The organism is Paenirhodobacter enshiensis, from assembly GCF_000740785.1.
GTDB classification, from domain to species: domain Bacteria; phylum Pseudomonadota; class Alphaproteobacteria; order Rhodobacterales; family Rhodobacteraceae; genus Rhodobacter; species Rhodobacter enshiensis.
Genome location: NZ_JFZB01000001.1, coordinates 33,229 through 51,956 on the forward strand (window position 1 = coordinate 33,229; position 18,728 = coordinate 51,956).

Below are 18,728 nucleotides of genomic sequence, written 5' to 3' on the forward strand. Positions count from 1 at the left end.
CCGCCTCAGCCGCCGAAAGCGCCCACGGCCTTCAGCTTCGCACCCTTGTCGGCGTTCGCCCACCAGAAGTCCAGCTCTCCGAGCGCATGGGCGGGCAGCGCCGGCGGATGCTCGAACATGTCGTAATAGGCGACGGTGTACTTGTCCTTGTACCACTGCGGCACCCAGAAGCGCAGCGCGCGCAATGCCCGGTCGAGCGCACGCACCCGCGCCACCAGCTCGGCATGGGTCTGCGCTTCCTCGACCAGACGGATCAGCGCGTCGATGCCCGGGTTCGACAGTCCCATCGCGTTGAACACATCCTTCACGCCGCCGGTGCCGAAATACTGCTGCAGGTTCGCGCCGGGGATCAGCTCCTGTCCAAGCTGCGTGGTGATCATGTCGAAGTCATGGTTGCCACGACGCGTCTGGTATTGCGCATCGTCGACCCGCGCCATGCGGGCATCGACGCCAAGCGCGCGCAGGTTCTCGACATAGGGGGTGATGACGCGATCGAAGGTCTGATCGTCGTTCAGGATCTCGACGCGCAACAGCTCGCCTTCCGGATTGCGCCGCAGCCCGTCGCCGCCGGCGGTCCAGCCCGCGGCATCGAGCAAGATCGCCGCCCGCCGCATGTTGGCCCGGTCGAGCTGGCGCTCGCCCGACACCGGCGCCATCACCGCCTCATCGGTCAACACGCCCTCGGGCAGCTCATGCGCCAGAGGGGTCAGGATCTCCAGCTCCTCGGGCGTCGGCTTACCCTGGGCCGCGAGCTCCGAATTTTCCCAGATCGAGTTGATGCGAGCGTAAAGACCGTAGAACAAGGCCTTGTTCGCCCATTCGAAATTGAACATCAGGCCAAGCGCCTCGCGCACGCGGATGTCCTGGAACTGCGGCCGGCGCATGTTGATCGCGAAGCACTGCCCCGAGGCGACGTTGCCGTTCGGCAGTTCCGCCTTCACCACCTGCCCCTTGTTCAGCGCCGGGAAGTCGTAGCCCGTCGCCCAGGCCTGCGAGGAGGCCTCGTTGCGGAAGGTGTAATTGCCGGCCTTGAAGCCCTCGAACGCGGCCTGATAGTCGCCGTAATACTCGATCCGGATGCGGTCGAAATTGGCGCGGCCGCGGTTGACCGGCAGATCCGCTCCCCAGTAATCGGGGTTGCGCCGCCACACCACGGTGCGCCCGCCGCGCGCGCTGTCGAACATGTAGGGCCCCGAGCCGATCAGCGGCTTGTCCGAGGCCTTCGCAAGGTCGATCCCGTCGCGCAGGAACTGCGCCTTCGACAGCACGGGCAACCCGCCCGCCGACTGGATGATGTCGCGGCGCGGATAACCGGCGACGAAGGTGAACTTCACCCGCCGCGCATCGAGCGCCTCGCAGCTCTCGATCTGCTGGGCGACGACGGCGCGGAACGAGCTCAGCCCCTTGTCGCGCAATTGCTCGAACGAGAATACGACATCCTCGACCGTCAGGGGCGAGCCGTCGGAAAACCGGATCCCCTCACGCAGGGTGAAAATCACCCAGTCCTTCGAGGGCGGGTATTCGAGGCTCTCGCACAACAGCCCGTAAGCCTCGCCCACGGTGTCCGAGGTCGGGGTCAGCAGCGTCTCATGCGGCGCCGAAGACAGCGCGGCCGGCCGCCCCTCCAGCGTGTAGGGGTTGTAATTGTCGAAGCTGCCCGGCGCCCATTCGGAAATCTCGCCGCCTTTCGGGGCCGCGGGATCGACGTAATCGAGCGCGGCGAAATCCGGAGCGTATTTCAGATCCCCCAGCGTGGCGATGGCCGTCGCGGTGACGGTCCCGGATGCGGCGGCAGCCCCGGGCGCGGCAGCGGCCGGGACGGCTTCGGGGGCGGTCTGGGCGCGCGCCGGACGCAAGAGCGGCACCGCCGTTCCGATCAGCGCCGCCCCCAGCCCCGAGCCGAAGCCGCGTCGCGTCACCGAAAAGAGCGTTCCTGTCATGCCTTGCCTCCTTCATGCGCGCACAGCTAAGGGCGCAATGCCCCGGGGTGCAAGTTGCTTCTGCGTGAAGCCCCCCTCCGACAGGCGCGACAGCGCTTGCCGCCCGGCCCGGGCACGGTATAGGCAGGCCGAAACGACGGAGGAAATCATGACCACCGAGAGCATTGGGGCGACCATGGGCGGGGACAGCCGTGCACAGACCGGCGTGATCGCCTTTCAGGGGGAACTCGGCGCCTATTCGCACGAGGCCTGCCACAACGCGCGGCCGAACATGACGGTGCTGCCCTGCCCCACCTTCGAGGACGTGATCGAGGCCTTGCGCTCGGGCCGCGCCGACCTCGCCATGCTGCCGGTCGAGAACTCGACCTATGGCCGGGTCGCCGACATTCACCGGATGCTGCCGTTCTCGGGGCTGCATATCGTCGATGAGGCTTTCGTGCGGGTGCGTATCGCACTGATGAGCGTGCCTGGCCGCAAACTTGCCGACATCCGCAAGGTGCGCGCACATCTGGTGCTGCTGCCGCAATCGTCGCGCTTCCTGCGCGAGCATGGCATCGCCGGACAGGCCGCGGCCGACAGCGCCGGCGCCGCGGCGGAACTCGCGATCAGCAAGGCGCCGAACGAGGGCGTCCTCGCCTCCGAGATCGCCGCGCAGATCCATGGCCTCGAAGTGCTGGCGCGCGACATCGAGGACAACGCCCACAACACCACCCGCTTCCTGATCATGGCGCGCGAGCCCGACTATTCGCGCCGCGGCCCGGGCAAGATGATGACCACCTTCGTGTTCCGGGTGCGCAACATCCCGGCCGCGCTGTACAAGGCCCTCGGCGGCTTCGCGACGAATGGCGTGAACATGACCAAGCTCGAAAGCTACATGGTCGACGGCAATTTCACCGCGACGCAGTTCTATGCCGACATCGAGGGCCACCCCGAGGACGCGAACGTGCGTCTGGCGCTGGAAGAGCTGAAGTTTTTCACCTCGCACATGGACCTTCTGGGCGTCTATCCCGAAGATCCGCGCCGCAACGACTGAGCCGGGGGCGGCTGACGTCCGGGGACCGCGGTCCGGGGACGGCCCCGGGCCCGGGCTCAGTCGCGGTTGAGTTTCTCGTCTAGGCGATCGCCCAGCTTGTGGATCCGCTCGTCGAAGCGCCGCTCCAGCGCCGAACGGCCGAGCCGCGCCGACTGCGTCAGCAGCCGCGCCCCCAGCGTGCGCGGCCGCACCTCCAGCGTGACGATCACCCGTGTCCGCGCCCGCGCCAGCGCCACAAGTTGCAACAGGCACAGGATTTCGAACCCCGGCGTGCGGGCATGATATTCCATGACCTCGGGCGTCTCGAACCGGGTCAGCGTCACGTCCATGTGCCGCATCCGTCCGCGAAAGCGAAAATCGACCAGCCAGCTCATCCCCGGTCCGGGGGCGGCCAGCGTATCTGTGCGCCGCACCAAGATGGCCCGCCGCTGCGCAAGCGCGTCGATCGCCACGAAATCGCTGAGTTCTGCGAAGACGGAAGGGGCAGGTGCATCGACCTCGACCCGGCTGGAAAATTTCATCGCAAAACCTCTTCTTCTCGATTCGGTCCGCCGTCGCGGGACTGCGGCCATGACTTTACCAACAGCGCTTCCGCGGCAGAAGTGTGGCAAGCGCACCCACATCGGTCGACGGGCGAGCGCGGGCCGCGAAACCGGCCGTTGCCGCGCCCCGCATCCGGGGCCGTGACATATCTGCATACAGACGAACCAATCCCCCGCCCCTGCGCAGATTTAGCATTGATTTTCAAGTAGGACGCCAAGGATAAGAATTATGGCTAACGAACTGTCCGCTGTCGGCTCCCGGGCCGGAGGCAGCGGCGGACAGAGCGTCCGGTCCGGATCTCAGCGCACCCGCATTCTCGGGTTTTCGGAGGCTCCATGACACTCAGGGACAGTGGCCCGCGACACGGAAATCCGGCAACCTGCCAGCCGTCGAACTGTCCGACCTCCGATGACGCGCTGGAGCTTCGCATCCTCGCCACGACCGACCTGCACGGCCATCTGCGCGGCCATGACTACGCGACCGGCCTGCCCACCCCCGATACCGGGCTGGCGCGGATCGCCTCGCTGATCGCCGAGGCCCGGGCCGAGCATCCGAACACCTTGCTGTTCGACAATGGCGACTTTCTTCAGGGCACCCCGCTGGTCGATTACTGGGGCCAGAGCCGTGGCCTGAGCGAAACCGAAATCCACCCGATGATCGCCGCGATGAATGCACTGGGTTACGACGCGGGCATGATCGGCAATCACGAGTTCAACTTCGGGCTCGACTATCTGGTGCGGGTGCTGCGCGATGCCCGCCATCCGCTGCTGCTGAGCAACATGACCGCGCTGGAAGCCGGCTGGCGGCAGGCAGAGCGACGGCGCTGGCCGCAACCGCAATGGCCGGTGCTGCGCTGGCCGGTTCTGCCATCGACCATCCTGAAGCGCAGCTTCCGCGCCCGCGACGGGCAGCGGCACGGATTGCGCATCGGGATCATCGGATTGCTGCCGCCCGAGGCGACCGAGGGCGACCGGCCGCGCCTCGCCGACCGTCTCGGCGCGCGCGGGATGGCCGAGGCAGCGCAACTCATCGTGCCGCAGCTGCGTGCGGCCGGCGCCGACATCGTGATCGCGCTCGCCCATACCGGGATCGAGCCGCTCCGCCCGGAGGGGGCGATGCCCTCCGAGAACCTCGCCCTCGCGCTGGCCGCGGTCGAGGGGATCGACGCGCTGATCTGCGGGCACAGCCACATGCCCTTTCCCACGCCGAACGCCCCCGACAGCCCTGCCGATCTGGCCTGCGGGATCGACGCCGGACGCGGGCTGCTGAACGGCCGCCCGGCGGTATTGCCGGGCCGGTGGGGATCGCATCTCGGTGTCATCGACCTGGTGTTGCGCCGCGACGGGGACGGACGCTGGCGGCCGTCGGAAAGCCAAGCGGGACTGCGCCCGGTGGCGCGCCGGACCGGGCCGCAAAGCCTCGTCTCGGTGGTGCGCGAGCATCCGCGCGTCGTCACGCTCGCGACCCCTGCGCATAACGAGATGATCGACCGGCTGTCGCGGGTCATCGGTCGCACCGACCGGCCGCTGACCAGCTTCTTTGCCACCGTCGCGCCCTGCGCAGCGCTCGATGTGGTGGCCGATGTGCAGGCCGGGTTCATCCGCGCCCGCCTCGCCGGCACCGCCGAAGGCGAGCTGCCGCTGCTCTCCGCCGTCGCCCCCAGCAAGGCCGGCGGCAGGGGCGGGCCACGCCATTACGTCGACATTCCGGCCGGCCCCGTCACCATGCGCGACGTGATCGACCTCTATGGCTATCCGAACCTCGCAAGCGCGCTGTGCGTGACCGGAGAGGAACTCGCCGACTGGCTCGAACACGCAGCGGGGGCATTTCTGCGCATCGCACCCGGCGCAACGGATGCCACGCTGATGAACCCGGCGTTCCCGTGCTACAATTTCGACACCATCTCGGGGCTCAGCTACGAAATCGACCTGACTCAGCCGGCCCGTTTCACCCCGGGCGGATGTCTCGCCGATCCGGGGGCGCGGCGTATCCGGGCGCTGTGCCATGCCGGCCAGCCAGTCACGCCCGGACAGCGTTTCATCGTCGCGACCAACACCTATCGCAGCTCGGGCGCCGGGGGCTTCCCCCGCGTCGCGGCGTCGCCCATCCTGTTCGGCGACGAGGCGAACCTGCGCGATCTGGTGCTGCAGCACGCCGAGGCCCACGGCGGGTTCCGGCCGCGCGCGCGGCACAACTGGCGCTTCACCCCCCTGCCCGGCGCCACCGTCACCTTCGACACCGCCCCCGCGGCGCGCGGCCGGCTGCATGAAGCCGAGGGCGCACGCCTCGAGGAGATCGGGCTGACCGCGCAGGGCTTTCTGAAACTGCGCATGACACTGTAAGCCGATCCCCGGCCCCCCCACCAATCCCGCCTTGCAATCGTCCGGCGCGCTCTCTATATCGGCCAGCGAGAGGTTGGCGCGGGCGAGCGCCTCGCCAACCCGGTCAGGTCCGGAAGGAAGCAGCCGCAACGAGCCCCGCTTGGGTCGCTGTCCAGCCTCTCACCTTTTCCCTCCGAAAATGCGGCGATCCTGCTGCGGCCCTGCAGGCCGGAAAGCAGCCGTGGCGGGAAGACCGTTCCACCCCGGCATGACCGCGCCCCGGCCTTACTGCGGCCCGAGCGCGTCCAGACAGGCGGCCAGCAGCTTTTCAAGCGGCTGAGTGCCGGCAAGCTCCAGCACCGGCTCGGCCCGGCCGCTCAGCCAGTCGAGGTGCCGCTGCAGACTGCGGCCACGGAAATACGGATCGTCGTAGGACGCCGCCCAGTTCAGGAATTCCTTGTGATTGGCATACATGTCGCCGTCCGGCTTGATCCTGTCGCCGAACTTGGCCCCTTCGCGGCGGCGGATACGGGCCAGACGCACCGGCGTCGGCGTTCTCAGAAAGACGATCAGCTGCGCGCCGTCGATCACCACGTCCCCCCAGCCATCGGCCGCACCCGACAGCACCCAGCCGCCCTGAGGCCCCTGGGCCAGCTGCTCGGCCGCGATCAGCGCCAGACGCTCCTCAAGGGGGCGTTGCTCGGTATAGGGGGGATCGCTCGGCGACCAGAAGAAATCGTCGGTGTCGAGATGCGGCACGCCGAGCTTTTCGGCCAGAGCCTGCCCCAGAAACGAGGTCCCCGAACCCGCGGCGCCGGTGATATAGACCCGCGCCGCCATCGCCTCAGTCCGCCTGCGCGTCGGTGCGGCTCTTGCCGGCCGCGCCAAGGGCCAGCGTCGCCGCCATGAACCCGTCAAGGTCGCCATCGAGCACGCCCTGCGTGTCCGATGTTTCGTAGCCGGTTCGCAGATCCTTCACCATCTGGTAGGGCTGCAACACGTAGGACCGGATCTGGTTGCCCCAGGCGGCCTCTCCCTTGGCGTCATGCTGCGCGGTGATCGCCGCGTTGCGCTTGTCGAGTTCCAGCTGATAGAGCCGCGCCTTCAGCGCGTTCATCGCCGCCTCGCGGTTCTGGTGCTGCGACTTCATCGAGGAGGTCGTCACGATGCCGGTCGGGAAGTGGGTGATCCGCACCGCCGAGTCGGTGGTGTTGACGTGTTGCCCGCCGGCGCCGGTCGAACGATAGGTGTCGATGCGGATGTCGTTCGGGTTGATCGTGATGTCGATGTTGTCGTCGACCACCGGATAGACCCAGACCGAGCTGAAAGAGGTATGCCGCCGCGCCGCCGAGTCGTAAGGCGAGATCCGCACCAGACGATGCACGCCCGATTCCGACTTCAGCCAGCCATAGGCGTTCTTGCCCGAGATCTTGTAGGACACCGACTTGATGCCCGCCTCGTCACCGGGGGTCTCGGATTGCAGTTCGACCTTGTAGCCCTTCTTCTCGGCCCAGCGGACATACATCCGCGCCAGCATCGAGGCCCAGTCACAGCTTTCCGTGCCGCCCGCACCCGAGTTGACCTCGAGGAAGGTGTCGTTGCCGTCCGCCTCGCCGTCGAGAAGCGCTTCCAGCTCCTTCTGATCGGCGGTGACCTTCAGCTCCTTGAGGCTCTTCTCGGCCTCGGCGATCAGGTCGGGGTCGTTCTCCGCCTCGCCAAGCTCGATCAGATCCACGTTGTCGGTCAGCTCGCGGTCGATCAGACGATAGGTCTCGACCTGATCGAGCAGCACCTGACGGTCGCGCATCAGCTTCTGCGCGCGCGCCGGATCCGACCACAGATCGCCGTCCTCGATCAGCGCGTTGAACTCCTCAAGGCGATGCGGCGCCGTCTCCCAGTCCATGCGCTGCCCCAGCAGCTTCAGCGTCTTGCGGATCGCGTCCACGATGTTCTGCGTTTCGGCGCGCATGTCTTTCCCAACCTTCAATGTCTTCAGGGCCGCGTGATACAGGCTCGGGGCGGCGCGGGCAAGCCCGGCGCCATCGCCCCTCCCCCCCCCGGTCCTCAGTCCTCAGTAAAGCCCGCCCGAGCTGAGCGTGCCGTAATCGGCCTTCTTCGGGATCACCTTGGTCTCGCCGGTGGAGGTGGTGACCTCGGCGTCGCCCTGATCCGTCTCGCCCTGCTGGAACAGCGGCAGGTTCTGCCCCATCGCGAAGCCGCCATCGACGATCTCGCCGTCGTTGTGACGCTCCTGACCCGGGCGCAGATATTCGGCCTGCACGTTGTCGCCCGAGGCATCGTCGGACAGACGCGTGCCCGAGTAGCGGTCGAACTTCGCCCAGTAGCCCCCCGGCGGCACCTTGAAGGCACTGCCGCCATAGACCTTGACCGCCTGGGTCATGAACTGCTGGAACACCGGCCCGCACAGCGTCGCGCCATAAGCCGAGCGGCCGAGCGTCTTGGGCTGGTCATAGCCGATGTGGCAGCTCGCCACGAGGTTCGAGGTATAGCCGGTGAACCACACGTCCTTGGCGTCGTTCGTCGTGCCGGTCTTGCCCGCCACCGGCACCGGCAGCGAAATCCCGTGCCCGGTGCCGCGCTGCATCACGCCCTGCATCAGCGAGACCACCTGATAGGCGGTGATCGGGTCGATGACCTGCTCGCGCTCGGCCACCACGCGCGGGCCGAGGCCCTTGGCGATGTTCTGCTGCTTGCAATCCTCGCAATCGCGCTGATCGTGACGGTAGATCGTGCGGCCCCAGCGGTCCTGAACCCGGTCGACCAGCGTCGGCTCTACCCGCTGACCGCCGTTGGCGAACATCGCATAGGCCGCGACGAGGTTGAACATCGTCGTTTCCTGCGAACCGAGGGCGTTTGCCAGATAGGGCTGCATCGGGTCGTAGACGCCGAACCGCTCGGCGTATTTCGCCACGGTATCCATGCCGATGTCCTGCGCCACGCGCACCGTCATCAGGTTGCGCGACTGTTCGAGACCGATGCGCAGCGGCACGGGGCCGTAATACTTGTTCTCCGAGTTCTTCGGCCGCCACAGGCCCTGCGGCGTGTTCACCTCGATCGGCGCGTCGACGACGACGGTTTCCGGGGTGTAACCGCTGTCGAGCGCGGCGGCATAGACGAAGGGCTTGAAGTTCGAGCCGGGCTGGCGCCAGGCCTGGGTTGCACGGTTGAACACCGAGGACTGGTAGCTGAACCCGCCCTGCATCGCGATGACGCGGCCGGTGTTCACGTCCATCGCCATGAACGAGCCCTCGACCTGCGGCACCTGACGCAGCGACCAGTGATCGTCCACCTGCTTGACCTCGACCACATCGCCCACCGCGAGCAGATCCGAGGGCTTGCGCGCCCGTGCCGTGCCGCGCCCGTCCTTGCGCGCCCAGGTCATGTCCGCGACCGGAACCGTGCCGGTGCCCGGATGATCCATCACGCCGACCTGCGCCGCCTTGTCATTGAGCGACAGCACCACCGCCGGGAACCAGCCCGCCACGTCGCGCGGCGCCTTGTCGGTCGGCACGTCGTCGAGCGCGTCGCGCCAGGACTGTTCCGTGCCGAGCTTCGCGGCCGGGATCGTCGCGCCGGTGCCGCGCCAGATACCTAGGCCGCGGTCGTATTTCTCCAGCCCGTCCTGCAGCGCCTTCGCCGCGACCGACTGCATGTCCGGGTCGATGGTCGCCCGGATCGTCAGGCCGCCGCCGAAGAACTCGGCCTGGCCGAAGCTGCGCGACAGCTGGCGGCGGATCTCGTCGGTGAAGTAATCGCGCGGCGGCAGCGTGGCGCGGAACGGCTGGAAGTCGCCGTTCTGCACCGTCTTCAGCGGCGCTGCCTGCTCGGCCTTCAGCGTGGCCTCGTCGATGTGGCCGTCCTCGTAGAGACGGCGCAGCACGTAATTGCGCCGGTCGATCGCGGTCTGATAGTTGCGCACCGGGTTCAGTTCGGAAGGTTTCTTCGGCAGCGCCGCCAGATAGGCCGCCTCGCCCGGGGTCAGCTGCGCCAGCGTCTTGTTGAAATAGGTCTGCGCCGCGGCGGCCACGCCATAGCTGTTCGCACCGAGGAAGATCTCGTTCAGATAGATCTCGAGGATCTGGTCCTTCGACATCACATGTTCGATGCGCGAGGCAAGGATCACTTCCTTCACCTTGCGCTCGATCGAGCGCGAGCCGTCGAGCAGCAGGTTCTTCGTCACCTGCTGGGTGATCGTCGAGCCGCCGCGCAGGTCGTGGAAGCCCGACCGCCCCCAGGTCAGCAGCGCCGAAGCGATGCCCTGCAGATCGTAACCCTTGTGGGAATAGAAATTCTGGTCCTCGGCCGAAACGAAAGCCTGTTTCACGATCGGCGGCACGGCGTCGATGGGCACGAAGATGCGGCGCTCATCGGCGAATTCGTCGATCAGCCGGCCCTCGCCGGAATAGACGCGCGAGATCGTCTTCGGCGTGTATTGCTCGAGCATCTCGTAGCTCGGCAGATCGCGCGAATAGATCCAGAACACGCAGCCCGCGATGAGCCCGGCGAAAACCACCCCGGTCACGATCCAGGAGAACAGCCCCCCGATCGTCGAGAACAGAAAACGGATCAAACGTCACCCCCAATGCGCAGGCCCGCCGCACAGGCCCGGGCCGGCCCGGCAGACGCTGGCCGGGATTTTCGCCCTATACCCTGCACAGGCGGCGCGGTCAAAGCAACTCGGCGTCAGACCGGCACGAAACGGCCCGGGCGACGGCAGCTATCTGCGCAACAGCCGGGCCTCGGCCGCGTCGGCCTTGGCCCAGTTCAGCACGCCTTGCGTGATCGCCCCCGCCATCTGCCGTCGCCAGCCGTCATCGAGCAGCCGGCGCCGATCGTCGGGCGAGGACAGGAAGCCGAGCTCGACCAGAACCGAGGGAATATCGGGTGCCTTCAGCACCGAGAAATCCGCCTTCTGCACCGGATGGCGGTGCATCGGCAGGTTGGCACCGCGGATCGCACCGGCCAGCACCTGAGCGAGCCGGACCGAGCGCGGCTGCGTCTCGGTGCGCGCGAGATCCATCAGCACGCCCGCGACGCCATCGTCATGGCCGGCAAGATCCACGCCTGCGAGCAGATCGTCACGGTCGTGACGCTCGGCGAGCTTGCGCGAGGCCTCGTCCTCGGACTTTTCATCCAGCTGATAGATCGTCGCGCCGCTCGCCTGCCCCTCGGACAGGATATCGGCATGAAGGGCGATGAACAGATCGGCGCCGGCGTTGCGCGCGATGGTGATGCGGTCTTCGAGCGGGACGAACACGTCCTCGGTGCGGGTCATGGTGACCGACATGCCGGCGCGGGTCATCTGTTCCTTCAGCTCGCGCGCGAAGGTCAGGGTCAGCACCTTTTCCTGCAACCCGTCGATCTCGGCGCCCGGGTCGATGCCGCCGTGGCCCGGGTCGAGCACGACGCGCAGCGGCTCCCCCCCGTCCTGACGGCGGTGCGGCGCGGCGGTCTGGGCGGGCTGGGGCAGATCCCACAGCGCCGAGGACGGCGCCCCCGCCTTCGCGGCAAAGGCCGCGGGCGTGGAGCGCACCAGACGGATTTCGACATGAGGGTCGTCGCCGGTATCCTCGACCGCAGTCAGGATCGCGGCGGGCGCCGACAGCTCTGCCACCATGCGCGACCAGCCGGGCCGGAACCGGCCCCAGCGCAAATCGCGGATCATCGTCCCCTGCCCCTGCGTGGCCAGCATCGCCTCGGGCGTGAGACCGGAGAAATCGACCTCGCGGAAATCGACCACCAGACGGCGCGGATCGTCGAGCATATAGGCGCGGAACGGCACCGGCTGGCTGAGGCCGAGGGTGATGCGCGTGCCCTCGGAATTCGCGAGAATCGCGCTCGAGCCCGGGTCGATGCGGGCGAGTGCAGAGAGTTGCGAGTCCGCGGCCGCCGGCCCCGCAGCGCCCAGGACCGCGAGGGCAAGGGTCAGCGCCAGCCACAGCCGGGCGATCGTTCTGCTCAGAAGGTTCATGCCTGCTCCGCTCTGTCCCGGCCGGGTGGTTCCCGGCGCCTGCCCCGCCAAAGGCGGGTGTTCGGGCGATGATAGCGCAGGCTTGCCGCCGGCAAAACCGCCTTGCACGGCGAAAGCGTTTCGGCGGGGGAGGCGTCGGGCCGCCCCCTGCCCTGTTCCGGATCAGCGCGCCGCCATGAAGGCCTTCAGCCGCTCAATCGCCTCGGCGATCTCGGGGGTCGAGGCGGCATAGGAGAAGCGCAGCGTCGTCCCGCCGCGCACCGGATCGAAATCGAGACCCGGCGTCACCGCCACCCCGGCCTTGTCGAGGATCTCGCGCGCGAAGGCGCCGCTGTCCGAGGTCAGATCCGAGACATCGGCATAGACGTAGAACGCCCCGTCGGGCGGCGCGATCTTGGTGAAGCCCGCGGCCGGCAGACCTTCGAGCATCAGGCGGCGGTTCTCGGTATAGACGGCGCGGTTGGCCTCGCATTCCTCGGTGGCGTCGAGGGCGGCCAGCGCCGCGACCTGGCTGGCATGCGTCGGGCAGATGAACAGGTTCTGTGCCAGCCGCTCGACGGTGCGGACATGGGCCTCGGGCACCACCATCCAGCCGATCCGCCAGCCGGTCATCGAGAAATACTTCGAGAACGAGTTAATGACGTAAACATCGTCCGAGATTTCCAGCGCCGAGACCGCGGGGGCGCCGTATTGCAACCCGTGATAGATCTCGTCCGAGACGAAGGAGATGTCGCGCTCGGCAGCCGCCCGGATCAGCGCACCGAGGTCTTCGCGCCCGAGCATGGTGCCCGAGGGATTGCCCGGCGAGGCGACGATCATGCCCTGCACGCCGTCCGGAATATCGGACGGCACCGGCTGGAAGCGGTTTTCGGCGCTCGTCGGCATGGCGACCGGGGTGACCGACATGGCGCGCAGGATCTGCCGATAGCTCGGATAGCCCGGCTCGCCGAGGGCCACCTTGTCGCCCGCGTCGAACAGCGCCGAGAAGGCGAGCACGAAAGCGCCCGAGGAACCGGCCGTGACCACCACCCGCTCGGGATCGAGTTCGACGCCATACCAGCGTTTGTAAAGCCCCGCGATGCCGCGGCGCAGCTCCGGCAGGCCGAGGCCGACGGTGTAGCCCAGCGGATCGTCGAGCGAGCGTTCGAGCGCCGCCCGCGCCAGCGCCGGGGCGGGGGTCGAGGGCTGGCCCACCTCCATGTGGATGATCCGGCGGCCGGCTTCCTCGGCGGCGCGCGCGGCCTCCATGACGTCCATCACGATGAAGGGATCGACCTGACCACGGGACGACAAGCGCATGGGAACCTCCGTTTCGCCTTGTTGCCCCCGGCGATAGGGGCGACGGCGCCGCGGGTCAATGCCGGACGTGGCGGCCCGATGCGGGTTTGGGCCGCGCTGCTGCCGGCGCCGCTTGCGCTCGGGCGCGCGATTGGCCAGTGTGGTGCGGACGCCCGCGCCCCGCCCCGTCGCAGGCGCGAGCCGCCGCTTTCAGCGCCATCGGCGCGACACCATGCCCTCTCTCGCGCGCCGCAACGGCGCGATCCGCAAAGGAATTTCCCCGCGATGAAGCGTTCCGTTCTTGCCGCCCTTGCGCTTTCGGGCGCGCTGCTTGCCCCCGTTGCCGCGCCGGCACTCGATCTGTCGAACATGACCGACAGCGAGAAGGCTGCCTTCGGTGCCGCCGTGCGCGATTATCTGATGCAGCATCCCGAGGTGCTGGTCGATGCGATCAACTCGCTCGAGGCGCGTCAGCAGGCGCAGGCCGCCCAGACCGACGCCGCTCTGATCGCGCAGAATGCCGATGCGATCTTCCGCTCGCCCGACGACTGGGTGGGCGGCAACCCGGATGGCGACGTGACCATGGTCGAATTCATGGATTACCGCTGCGGCTACTGCAAGAAGGCCTATCCGGACGTCGCCCAGCTGCTGAAGAGCGACGGCAAGATCCGCTATGTGGTGAAGGAATTCCCGATCCTCGGGCCGCAGTCGGAGCTTGGCGCGCGGTTCGCGGTCGCGGTGCGGCAGCTGGCAGGCGATGCGGCCTATGCCAAGGTGCACGAGGCGCTGATGACGCAGCGCGGCGATATCACGCCCGACAGCCTGAAGGCGCTGGCGAAGGCGCAGGGCCTCGACGCCGATGCCATCACGAAGCGGATGGGGGGGCCCGAGGTGACGGCGGTGCTGCAGGCCAACATGGATCTGGCGCAGACGCTGAACGTCTCGGGCACGCCGGGCTTCGTGATCGGCAACGGGATGCTGCGCGGCTATGCGCCGATGGCGCAGATGCAGCAGATCGTCTCGGCCGCGCGCGGCTGAGCGATCGGTTTCGGGTGGGGAAAGCAAGAGGGGGCTCTGCCCCCGTCCGGCCTGACGGCCGGCCTCCCCCGGGATATTTTCGGAAAGATGAATGGAAGGGCGCCGCACCCGGAGGCCGGGCGTGAGGGTCTCGGGGGATGGAGGCGATCCGCTTGTCACGAGCGGGCGCTGTCGCCCGGAGAAGCGATGCGGGTGTGAGCTGTCCCCGCGATGGACCGCCCTGCCCTCCGCGCGATACGACATGAAAAAGGCGGAGAGGGGACCCTCTCCGCCTTTCAGTTTTTTTCGCAGCAGTGCGGCTCAGCCGGCGATGCGGTCGAGGATGCGCGCCCAGGAGCGCGCGCCCTTGTGGAAGCTCTTCACGTCATATTTCTCGTTCGGGCTGTGGATCGCGTCGTCGTCATTGGCATAGCCCACGAGCAGCGCGTCCATCCCGAGGATCGACTTGAAGTAATAGGCGATCGGGATCGAGCCGCCCATGCCGACGATCACCGCCTCGCGGTTCCATTCGTCGCTGAGCGCCTGACGCGCCGCCTCGTATTCCGGGCGCGAGGTATCCATCACCGCGGCCGGCGCGCCGTCGAGATCGGTGTCCCAGCTGACGCGCGCATCGACCGGAAGGCGTGCCTCGACATGGGCGCGCAGCTTGCGGCGCAGATCGGCAGGATCCATGTCTCCGACCAGCCGGCAGGTGATCTTCACATGCGCCTCGGCCGGGATCACCGTCTTCGAGCCGGTGCCCTGATAGCCACCCCACAGCCCGTTGATCTCCAGCGTCGGGCGCGCCCATTGCTGTTCGAGCGCGCTGTAGCCCTGTTCGCCATGCGCGACCGTCATCCCGGCATGGCCGAGATAGGCCTTCTCGTCGAAGCCGCAATTCGCCCATTGGCGCTTCTGCTCGGCCGTCACCTCGTGGACGCCGTCGTAGAACCCCTCGATGGCGACGCGGCCGGTGTCGTCGTGGAAGCTCGCGATGATCTTCGACAGCTCGCGCAGCGGGTTCAGCGCCGGCCCGCCGTAATGGCCTGAATGCAGGTCGATGCGCGGCCCGTGCAGGGTAAATTCTTCCTTCAGCATCCCGCGCAGCTGGCCCGCGATCGAGGGCACGCCGGGCGAGACCATCGAGGTGTCGCAGATCAGCGCCAGATCGCAGGCGAGCTCGTCGTGATTGGCGTGCATGAACGGGATGAGCGAGGGCGAACCCGACTCTTCCTCGCCCTCGAAGAAGATCGTCAGATTGCCCGGCAGCGTGCCGTTGACCTCTTTCCAGGCGCGGCAGGCCTCGAGGAAGGTCATCAGCTGGCCCTTGTCGTCCGACGAGCCGCGACCGCGGATCACCTCGCCATTCGCGGTCTGCTCGATCGCGGGTTCGAAGGGCGGGCGGTCCCACAGGGTCAGCGGGTCGACCGGCTGCACGTCGTAATGGCCGTAGAACAGCAGGTTCGGGCCGGGCCCTTCATGGCGCGCAACCACGAAGGGATGGCCCGGAGCGGGGCGTTTCTCGGCCTTGAAGCCCAGATCGGTCAGCTCGGCCACCAGCCAGTCGGCAGCTTTCTCGCAATCGGCCTTGTAGGCGGGGTCGGTCGAGATGGACGGAATGCGCAGCAGCGTCATCAGGCGCTCTGTCGCGGCGGGCAGGTTCTCGTCGATCCGGTTGAGGACGGCTTCGATGGACATCGGCATCTCCTTTTTGCGGCGCAGACTAGCACCCGGGCGCGCACTGTCCAGAGACCGCGCCCCCAGCCCCGGGGGCCGGCCCCGGGCCGCGATCAAATAAACAGGCGCGGGACATTTTTTCACTCCCCCTCCCGTCATTTGATCTTTATCAATGGCCACCGTGTTATGGGCCGCTAAGGCCTTCCTCGCGACGGCGTGCACACCCGCGGACAGCTAGGACAATGGAAATGAATTACGAAAACGCTCTCGATCAGGCTCTGGACAAGCTGCACGAGGAGGGGCGTTATCGAACCTTCATCGAGATCGAGCGCGAGCGCGGCCAGTTCCCCAAGGCGATCTGGGCCTGCCCCGACGGGTCGAAGAAGGAAATCACCGTCTGGTGCGGCAACGATTATCTCGGCATGGGGCAGAACCCGGTCGTGCTGGCGGCGATGAACGAGGCGCTGGACACGGTGGGTGCCGGTTCGGGCGGCACGCGCAACATCTCGGGCCACACGGTCTATCACCACGCGCTGGAAAGCGAACTCGCGAGCCTGCACCGCAAGGAAGCGGCGCTGGTGTTCTCCTCGGCCTATGTGGCGAATGACACCTCGCTGAGCACGCTGCGCCGGCTGTTCCCCGGGCTCATCATCTATTCGGACGAGCTGAACCACAATTCGATGATCGAGGGGATCCGCCGCCTGCCGGGCGAGAAGCGGATCTTCCGGCACAACGACATCGCGCATCTGCGCGAACTGCTGGCTGCCGACGCGCCCGAGACGCCGAAGCTGATCGCCTTCGAGTCGGTCTATTCGATGGACGGCGATTTCGGCAAGATCAGCGCGATCTGCGATCTGGCCCAGGAATTCAACGCGCTGACCTATCTCGACGAAGTCCATGCGGTCGGCATGTATGGCGCCCATGGCGGCGGCGTGTCGGAGAAGCTTGGCGAGACGGGCCGCATCGACATGATCAACGGCACGCTCGGCAAGGCCTTCGGCGTGTTCGGCGGCTATGTCGCGGCCTCGGCGAAGATGGTGGATGCGCTGCGCTCCTATGCGCCGGGTTTCATCTTCACCACCTCGCTGCCGCCGGCGGTGGCGGCCGGTGCCGCGGCCTCGATCCGCTATCTGAAGGGGCCGGAAGGCGTGAAACTGCGCGCCGCGCAGCAGTCCCATGCGGCGATCCTGAAGACCAGGTTCAAGGCGCTCGGCCTGCCCTTCGTCGACAACGGCACCCATATCGTGCCGCTGATGATCGGCAACCCGGTGCACACCAAGTTGCTGTCGGACCGGCTGCTCGAGGAGTTCTCGATCTATGTCCAGCCCGTCAACTACCCGACCGTGCCGCGCGGGACGGAGCGTCTGCGCTTCACCCCTTCGCCCGTGCATGACGCGGCAGAGATCGACAGGCTGGTGAAAGCCATCGACAGCCTGTGGTCGCGCTGCGCGCTGAATCGTGCCGAGAAAAGCGCCTGAGCCATTTTCAGCGAGTGCACCGCTCTCTGGCTTGTGATACGTAACGCCCAAGGATCGCGGTGCGCCGCGACCGAATCGACAACCTCGCATTTCTCGAAGGCAGGACAGGCAAATGATCGGGCGGAAGGGGTCTCCTTCGGCGATGGAAGAGGACAAGCTGAAAGGCTTCGACGATTTCGAGCTCAAACTGGGCGACATGATGCGCGGCGAGCGCGCCACGCTCTCGAAATCCCTGCTCGATGTGCAGCGCGAGCTGCGCATCAAGGCTGCCTACATCGCGGCCATCGAAAGCGGCGATCTGGCGGCTTTTGACACCCAGTCGTTCCTGCCGGGCTATGTGCGCTCCTATGCGCGCTACCTCGGCCTCGATCCGGACTGGGCGTTCGAGCGGTTCTGTATCGAAACAGGCTATCACAGCGCTCATGCCGGGCTGGTTCCGGCGGCGCGCACCCCGCGAGCCACCGTCACCGGGGCTCCGGCCCAGGCCGGTGCGACCAACATGGGCAACGCGCTCACCAATCCCACCACGCCGTTCATTCCGCGTCCGGAAGGGTTCTGGTCTAAGATCGAGCTGCGCGCCGTGGGTTCGGTTCTGGTTCTGGCGGCGCTGGTCGGCGGTATCGGTTACGCCGGCTGGTCCGTGCTGAAAGAAGTGCAGCGCGTTCAGCTGTCGCCGGTCGATCAGGCCCCGGGCGTCAGTGCAGATCTGGACCCGGTTGCCGTTCCCGCGCATGAAACCGTGCAGACCGCGGCGGCCGATACCCTCCCCGACACCCCGAGCGTCGATACCGCCGGGCGGATCTATCGCCCGCAAAGCCTCGACGCGCCGGTGATGGTGTCGCGCGACAGCCCGATCGCCTCGATCGACCCGGCGCAGACCGGGCTTCTGGCCGGTCAGTCGCCGGATCCGGCGGCCCCTGCCCCGGCCGGAACGACGCAGCTTGCCGCCGCGACACCCGCCGACGGCACCGCCGCGCCGGTCCTGCGCACCAGCGGCACCGCTGCCGCGCCGGAACTCGAAATTCTGGCGGTGCGGCCGTCCTGGGTTCGGATCAAGTCGGCCGATGGCAGCACGCTTCTGGAAAAGGTGATGGACGCGGGCGAGCGTTACACCGTGCCGAAGATGGCCGAGCCGCCGGTCCTGCGAACCGGCGAATCGGGCGCGGTCTATTTCGCGGTCAACGGCGTGGCGCATGGCCCGGTCGGCAAACGCGGCGAGGTGGCCAAGAACATCGTGCTCTCGCCCGAATCGATCAACGAGAAATTTGCCGTTGCAAATGTCTCGGCCGATGGCGATCTGGCGAAGATGGTCGCGGTCGCCGATGCCAGTGCCGTGACGCAGCCGGCAAACGGGGCGTCCGGGGACTGACCCCCTGCCCCCGGGACCATGACAGCCGGATCACGAAAATCGCGCAGCCGTTGCCCTCGGGCAGCGGCTGTCCTATTTGA

Annotated in this window: 13 protein-coding genes and 1 other RNA gene; 6 read left to right on the forward strand and 8 right to left on the reverse strand. The window is 67.3% G+C overall.

What is annotated here, in order from left to right:
• Positions 1-5 precede the first annotated feature (5 nt).
• The gene (locus CG50_RS00145) at positions 6-1,940 is read right to left on the reverse strand and encodes an extracellular solute-binding protein (protein WP_081880213.1); all 1,935 of its coding nucleotides are present in this window, start codon (positions 1,938-1,940) and stop codon (positions 6-8) included.
• A gap of 148 nt (positions 1,941-2,088) precedes the next feature.
• Between CG50_RS00145 and CG50_RS00150 the strand changes: the two genes are divergently transcribed.
• Complete coding sequence (locus CG50_RS00150; protein WP_245615531.1) at positions 2,089-2,973, forward strand: prephenate dehydratase; 885 nt, start codon at positions 2,089-2,091, stop codon at positions 2,971-2,973.
• Between the two features lie 56 nt (positions 2,974-3,029).
• Here the strand turns inward: CG50_RS00150 and CG50_RS00155 are convergent, their stop codons facing one another.
• Entirely contained in the window at positions 3,030-3,494 is a 465-nt protein-coding gene (locus CG50_RS00155; protein ID WP_036633808.1) for an SRPBCC family protein, read from the reverse strand.
• A 357-nt stretch (positions 3,495-3,851) separates the two neighbouring features.
• Between CG50_RS00155 and CG50_RS00160 the strand changes: the two genes are divergently transcribed.
• Together CG50_RS00160 and ffs are read left to right on the forward strand one after the other, a co-directional pair.
• Complete coding sequence (locus CG50_RS00160; protein WP_051909262.1) at positions 3,852-5,858, forward strand: bifunctional 2',3'-cyclic-nucleotide 2'-phosphodiesterase/3'-nucleotidase; 2,007 nt, start codon at positions 3,852-3,854, stop codon at positions 5,856-5,858.
• A gap of 67 nt (positions 5,859-5,925) precedes the next feature.
• An RNA gene (gene ffs, locus CG50_RS16415) (signal recognition particle sRNA small type) lies at positions 5,926-6,022 on the forward strand.
• A gap of 100 nt (positions 6,023-6,122) precedes the next feature.
• Here ffs and CG50_RS00165 read toward each other — a convergent pair.
• From CG50_RS00165 to CG50_RS00185, 5 genes are all read right to left on the reverse strand, one after another.
• Complete coding sequence (locus CG50_RS00165) at positions 6,123-6,677, reverse strand: P-loop NTPase family protein (protein WP_036633809.1); 555 nt, start codon at positions 6,675-6,677, stop codon at positions 6,123-6,125.
• A gap of 4 nt (positions 6,678-6,681) precedes the next feature.
• The gene (gene prfB, locus CG50_RS00170) at positions 6,682-7,806 is read right to left on the reverse strand and encodes a peptide chain release factor 2 (RefSeq protein WP_036633810.1); all 1,125 of its coding nucleotides are present in this window, start codon (positions 7,804-7,806) and stop codon (positions 6,682-6,684) included.
• Positions 7,807-7,908: 102 nt separating this feature from the next.
• Positions 7,909-10,428 (reverse strand): penicillin-binding protein 1A, encoded by a 2,520-nt coding sequence (locus CG50_RS00175; protein ID WP_036633812.1) that lies wholly within the window; start codon positions 10,426-10,428, stop codon positions 7,909-7,911.
• A gap of 147 nt (positions 10,429-10,575) precedes the next feature.
• On the reverse strand, positions 10,576-11,829 hold the full coding sequence (locus CG50_RS00180; RefSeq protein ID WP_036633813.1) for an N-acetylmuramoyl-L-alanine amidase: 1,254 nt from the start codon (positions 11,827-11,829) through the stop codon (positions 10,576-10,578).
• Between the two features lie 162 nt (positions 11,830-11,991).
• Positions 11,992-13,128: a pyridoxal phosphate-dependent aminotransferase gene (locus tag CG50_RS00185; protein ID WP_036633816.1), complete on the reverse strand. Its 1,137-nt coding sequence runs from the start codon at positions 13,126-13,128 to the stop codon at positions 11,992-11,994.
• A gap of 264 nt (positions 13,129-13,392) precedes the next feature.
• On the opposite strand from CG50_RS00185, the gene CG50_RS00190 reads away from it, so the two are divergent.
• On the forward strand, positions 13,393-14,145 hold the full coding sequence (locus CG50_RS00190; protein ID WP_036633818.1) for a DsbA family protein: 753 nt from the start codon (positions 13,393-13,395) through the stop codon (positions 14,143-14,145).
• A gap of 300 nt (positions 14,146-14,445) precedes the next feature.
• On the opposite strand, the gene CG50_RS00195 is transcribed toward CG50_RS00190, so the two are convergent.
• Positions 14,446-15,822, reverse strand: a complete 1,377-nt coding sequence (locus CG50_RS00195; RefSeq protein ID WP_036633820.1) for a M20/M25/M40 family metallo-hydrolase — start codon at positions 15,820-15,822, stop codon at positions 14,446-14,448.
• Positions 15,823-16,049: 227 nt separating this feature from the next.
• Here CG50_RS00195 and hemA point away from each other — a divergent pair, with 227 nt between their 5' ends.
• Together hemA and CG50_RS00205 are read left to right on the forward strand one after the other, a co-directional pair.
• Positions 16,050-17,279, forward strand: a complete 1,230-nt coding sequence (hemA, locus tag CG50_RS00200; RefSeq protein ID WP_036634265.1) for a 5-aminolevulinate synthase — start codon at positions 16,050-16,052, stop codon at positions 17,277-17,279.
• A 112-nt stretch (positions 17,280-17,391) separates the two neighbouring features.
• Positions 17,392-18,648, forward strand: a complete 1,257-nt coding sequence (locus CG50_RS00205) for a helix-turn-helix domain-containing protein (protein WP_036633822.1) — start codon at positions 17,392-17,394, stop codon at positions 18,646-18,648.
• The last annotated feature ends 80 nt before the right edge of the window (positions 18,649-18,728 follow it).

Excerpts from the sequence above, each read along its gene's own strand:
- CG50_RS00185 (WP_036633816.1), bottom strand. The coding sequence starts at position 13,128 with ATGCGCTTGTCGTCCCGTGGTCAGGTCGATCCCTTCATCGTGATGGAC.
- CG50_RS00145 (WP_081880213.1), bottom strand. The coding sequence starts at position 1,940 with ATGACAGGAACGCTCTTTTCGGTGACGCGACGCGGCTTCGGCTCGGGG.
- hemA (WP_036634265.1), top strand. The coding sequence starts at position 16,050 with ATGAATTACGAAAACGCTCTCGATCAGGCTCTGGACAAGCTGCACGAG.
- prfB (WP_036633810.1), bottom strand. The coding sequence starts at position 7,806 with ATGCGCGCCGAAACGCAGAACATCGTGGACGCGATCCGCAAGACGCTG.
- CG50_RS00150 (WP_245615531.1), top strand. The coding sequence starts at position 2,089 with ATGACCACCGAGAGCATTGGGGCGACCATGGGCGGGGACAGCCGTGCA.
- CG50_RS00180 (WP_036633813.1), bottom strand. The coding sequence starts at position 11,829 with ATGAACCTTCTGAGCAGAACGATCGCCCGGCTGTGGCTGGCGCTGACC.
- CG50_RS00160 (WP_051909262.1), top strand. The coding sequence starts at position 3,852 with ATGACACTCAGGGACAGTGGCCCGCGACACGGAAATCCGGCAACCTGC.
- CG50_RS00195 (WP_036633820.1), bottom strand. The coding sequence starts at position 15,822 with ATGTCCATCGAAGCCGTCCTCAACCGGATCGACGAGAACCTGCCCGCC.
- CG50_RS00205 (WP_036633822.1), top strand. The coding sequence starts at position 17,392 with ATGATCGGGCGGAAGGGGTCTCCTTCGGCGATGGAAGAGGACAAGCTG.
- CG50_RS00155 (WP_036633808.1), bottom strand. The coding sequence starts at position 3,494 with ATGAAATTTTCCAGCCGGGTCGAGGTCGATGCACCTGCCCCTTCCGTC.
- CG50_RS00165 (WP_036633809.1), bottom strand. The coding sequence starts at position 6,677 with ATGGCGGCGCGGGTCTATATCACCGGCGCCGCGGGTTCGGGGACCTCG.
- CG50_RS00190 (WP_036633818.1), top strand. The coding sequence starts at position 13,393 with ATGAAGCGTTCCGTTCTTGCCGCCCTTGCGCTTTCGGGCGCGCTGCTT.